General features: G+C 63.7%; 4 protein-coding genes and 1 pseudogene. 2 read left to right on the top strand and 3 right to left on the bottom strand.

The window, feature by feature from the left end; genetic code table 11:
* The first annotated feature begins 103 nt into the window (after positions 1–103).
* Positions 104–970 carry an SDR family NAD(P)-dependent oxidoreductase gene (locus EOA24_RS31755; RefSeq protein ID WP_126082021.1) on the top strand — a complete coding sequence of 289 codons (867 nt, stop codon included), beginning with the start codon at positions 104–106 and terminating at the stop codon, positions 968–970.
* Positions 971–978: 8 nt separating this feature from the next.
* On the opposite strand, the gene EOA24_RS31750 is transcribed toward EOA24_RS31755, so the two are convergent.
* The 3 genes from EOA24_RS31750 to EOA24_RS31740 form a co-directional block, all read right to left on the bottom strand.
* Positions 979–1,473: a low affinity iron permease family protein gene (locus tag EOA24_RS31750; protein ID WP_189342130.1), complete on the bottom strand. Its 495-nt coding sequence runs from the start codon at positions 1,471–1,473 to the stop codon at positions 979–981.
* A gap of 313 nt (positions 1,474–1,786) precedes the next feature.
* Positions 1,787–2,428: a DapH/DapD/GlmU-related protein gene (locus EOA24_RS31745; RefSeq protein ID WP_126082020.1), complete on the bottom strand. Its 642-nt coding sequence runs from the start codon at positions 2,426–2,428 to the stop codon at positions 1,787–1,789.
* Positions 2,429–2,498: 70 nt separating this feature from the next.
* The gene (locus tag EOA24_RS31740; RefSeq protein ID WP_108702807.1) at positions 2,499–2,927 is read right to left on the bottom strand and encodes a CreA family protein; all 429 of its coding nucleotides are present in this window, start codon (positions 2,925–2,927) and stop codon (positions 2,499–2,501) included.
* 250 nt (positions 2,928–3,177) lie between these two features.
* On the opposite strand from EOA24_RS31740, the pseudogene EOA24_RS43450 reads away from it, so the two are divergent.
* Positions 3,178–3,286, top strand: a pseudogene (locus EOA24_RS43450) (SCO family protein); the annotation flags it as partial.

Raw genomic sequence — 3,286 nt, 5'->3', positions numbered from 1 at the left:
CGTCAACCGTTGCGACTGTCACGGTCGCCCATCGGGACGAACCAGCCTTGCCTCAGCGGCAGTGAGCGTTAAGTTCGGCGCGACCCGAACAAGGATGGAAACCATGACTAGCGACGCCGAAATCCAGACCGCCCTGCCAGCTTTCGCCTCGGGCAACGTCGCCGTCATCACCGGCGGCGCCAGCGGCATCGGCCTCGCCGCCGCGAAACGGTTCGCGGCGATGGGCATGAAGACGGTGCTCGCCGATATCGGTGGCGTGCGCCTCGACCAGGCGACGGAGGCTGTCGCCGCGATCGCCGGCAAGGATGCCGTCCTCCCGATCCCCACCGACGTCTCCAAGGCCGAAGAGGTCGACCGGCTGGCGGACCTCGCTTACGGTGCCTTCGGTGCGGTGTCGGTGCTGATGAACAATGCCGGCGTCGGCAACAATCCAGGCAAGCCCTGGGAGAACCGCGACGCCTGGAAGCGGCTTCTGGACATCAATTTCTGGGGTGTCGTGCACGGCACCGAGGCCTTCGCGCCGCGCATGCTCGCAGCTGGAAAACCGGGGCTCGTCATCAACACCGGCTCCAAGCAGGGCATCACCACGCCGCCCGGCAATCTCGCCTACAACGTCTCCAAGGCTGGCGTGAAGACGTTTACCGAAGGGCTGGCGCATGCGCTTCGCAACGAGCCTGGCGCGAAAGTGTCGGCGCATCTGCTGATCCCCGGTTTCACCTACACCGGCCTGACCGAAGGCGCGACGGAAAAGCCCGCCGGCGCCTGGACCGGCGAGCAGGTGATAGACTTCATGCTGGCATCGCTCGTCGACGGCGATTTCTACATCCTGTGCCCCGACAACGAGGTGGCGCGGCCGACGGATGAAAAGCGCATGGCCTGGGCGGTCGGCGACATCATCGAGAACCGCCCTGCCCTCTCGCGCTGGCATCCCGATCACAAGGACGCCTTCGCGGCCTTCATGAACCGCTGACGGCCCTTTCAAGCAGCCGCTTTCTTCTTTGAGCTGTTCTTCCCGGCCACAGGCTTCTTTGCGGCCGCGCCGGTGGTCTTGGCCGCATGCCTCGTGCCGTTCTTTCCGGCCACGACCTTGTTGGCCGCCGTTTCGGCGATCTTGCGGTCGTGCCGCTTCGCCGCCGCCTCGCATTTGGCGCGGATCTCCTCGACCTCGGATTCCGTCAGGTGCTCGATGCCGATGAAATGATTGTGGGCGCGGCTGACCCTGATCAGCTCGTCGAGCTTGGCCTGGATCGCCGCGCCGTCGCGGTTCTGCGTGTTCTGGATCAGGAACACCATCAGGAAGGTGACGATGGTGGTGCCGGTGTTGATGACGAGTTGCCAAGTGTCTGAAAACCCGAAGATCGGGCCACTTGCCGCCCAGACAACCACGATCAGCACGCAGATGGCGAAGGTCGGCGGCAGGCCGGCCAGATGCGCCACCCGGTTGGCCATCCAGGTAAAAGCCTTCTCGATCATGCAAATTCCTCAAAAACCGTGGACGCGCGGGCATTTGCGAAGAAACAAGCAGCCACCGCATCGGGTTCCAAAGGGTCGAATTTTCGTGACGGGACGGGGCTGCAATCAGCCACACGCCAGAAGCGCAGGCGCGTGAAGAAACACCTTATCGGTTTGCTTGCGATAATGCCGGTGCAGGCCAGAAAGCCTGCTCCTTCCGCTTCACGCGGTTTGCCTCCAGCCCCTTCCGCCGCGCCACCCCCGCATGGCGGAAGGGGCGCCACTCCCGACAGAAGCGGACAGCGCCGTTGTGCTTTCAACGGCATTCTGTGTGTCAGGGAGTACCGCCTTCCCAGCGATCGAGGAAGGCCTCGATCTGCACGGCTTGCATGTCGGGGATTGCGCTCGCCAGTTTCTCCGGCGCCCAATCCCACCAGGCCAGGGCCTCGATACGCGCCGCGACTGCCGCTGAGAAGCGTTCGCGCAAGGGCTTCGCCGGAACGCCGGCGACGATCGTGTAGGGCGCGACGTCATGCGTCACCACGGCATTGGCGCCGATGACGGCGCCGTTGCCAATCGCAACGCCCGGCATGACGACCGCGCCATGGCCGATCCAGACATCGTGGCCGACACTGACCGGTTTGGCTTGCCGGCGCGCGCGAAATTCAGCGTCGACGCCCAGCCAGCGGAAATACTCGTTCGGCCGGTAGCTGACCTTATGCTGCGTCAGCCGCTCGATCGGGTGCTCGAGCGCGTTGATGCGGCTGTTGGCGGCGATCGAGCAGAACTTGCCGATCGTCGTGTAGATCGCTTCCGAATGGCGCTCGAAATAGGAAAAGTCGCCGACGCTCACCTCGCGCAGGATCACCCGCTCGCCGATCGAGGCATAGCGGCCGAGCTTGCAGCCTTTGAGCTCCGCGGTCGGATGGATGCGCGGCTCGGGATCTTTCAGTACAAGGTTTTCAGGACGGTTCATGAAGCGGCTTTACGCCGGCGGGGACGGCCTCGCAAGCGCGACCTGCCCCCCACAAGCCTGTCTCGGGAGACTATTGCGGCTTGCCCTTGGTCCACACCACGTTCTGGCCGTAGAGCGGCACGGTGGTGACCGACATCTTCGCCGAGCCGTTCTGCACCTGGCGCGAATGCGACAGATAGATCAGCGTCTCGTTCTTCCTGTCGTAGATGCGGTTCACCACCTGCTTCTTCCAGATCAGGCTGAGGCCCTGCTTGAACACTTCCTCGCCGCCCTCGCCCATATCGATGTCGCCGATGGTGATCGGCCCGGTCTGGCGGCAGGAGATCGAGGAATCGGAAGGATCCTCGAACCAGTTGCCCTTATGCAGCCGGTCGATGATGCTACGGTCGAAATAGGCGACGTGGCAGGTGACGCCGTCGACCTTCGGGTCCTTGATGGCGTCGATCATGATGTCGTTGCCGACCCAGTCGACACCCACTTTGCCCACCTCGTCGGCCATGGCAGCGCCGGCGCTGAGAGCAAGACATGCGGCGAACAAACCGATCAGTTTTCGCAAAGGTTGCCTCCTGGGTTGGCGTTTGCCGATGTCAGGTGGGACAAGATCGTGGCGTTTGCAAGCCGCCCGACACGGGGGTTGTGCCCCACCTGGATCTCTGCTTGCGGCAACGCGGCATCTTTGCGTGCCCGGCGCAGACCCGCTAAGAGTGTCGCCAAACTTGCCCCAAGGCAATCACGACGGACATTCACTGATGATGCGTTCAATCCTGGTCGGCATTCTCGTCCTGATGGCGGCGGGCATCGGCTGGCTGACGTTCGACTGGTACCGCGGCCATTATGGCGGCGAGCCCTTCGGCGCGC

Origin of the sequence: Mesorhizobium sp. M2A.F.Ca.ET.039.01.1.1 (assembly GCF_003998035.1) — a bacterium.
Classification (GTDB): domain Bacteria; phylum Pseudomonadota; class Alphaproteobacteria; order Rhizobiales; family Rhizobiaceae; genus Mesorhizobium.
Note: the sequence above shows the minus strand (reverse complement) of the source record. Positions and strands in the feature narration are given on the sequence as shown.

Excerpts from the sequence above, each read along its gene's own strand:
- EOA24_RS31745 (WP_126082020.1), bottom strand. The coding sequence starts at position 2,428 with ATGAACCGTCCTGAAAACCTTGTACTGAAAGATCCCGAGCCGCGCATC.
- EOA24_RS31750 (WP_189342130.1), bottom strand. The coding sequence starts at position 1,473 with ATGATCGAGAAGGCTTTTACCTGGATGGCCAACCGGGTGGCGCATCTG.
- EOA24_RS31755 (WP_126082021.1), top strand. The coding sequence starts at position 104 with ATGACTAGCGACGCCGAAATCCAGACCGCCCTGCCAGCTTTCGCCTCG.
- EOA24_RS31740 (WP_108702807.1), bottom strand. The coding sequence starts at position 2,927 with ATGGCCGACGAGGTGGGCAAAGTGGGTGTCGACTGGGTCGGCAACGAC.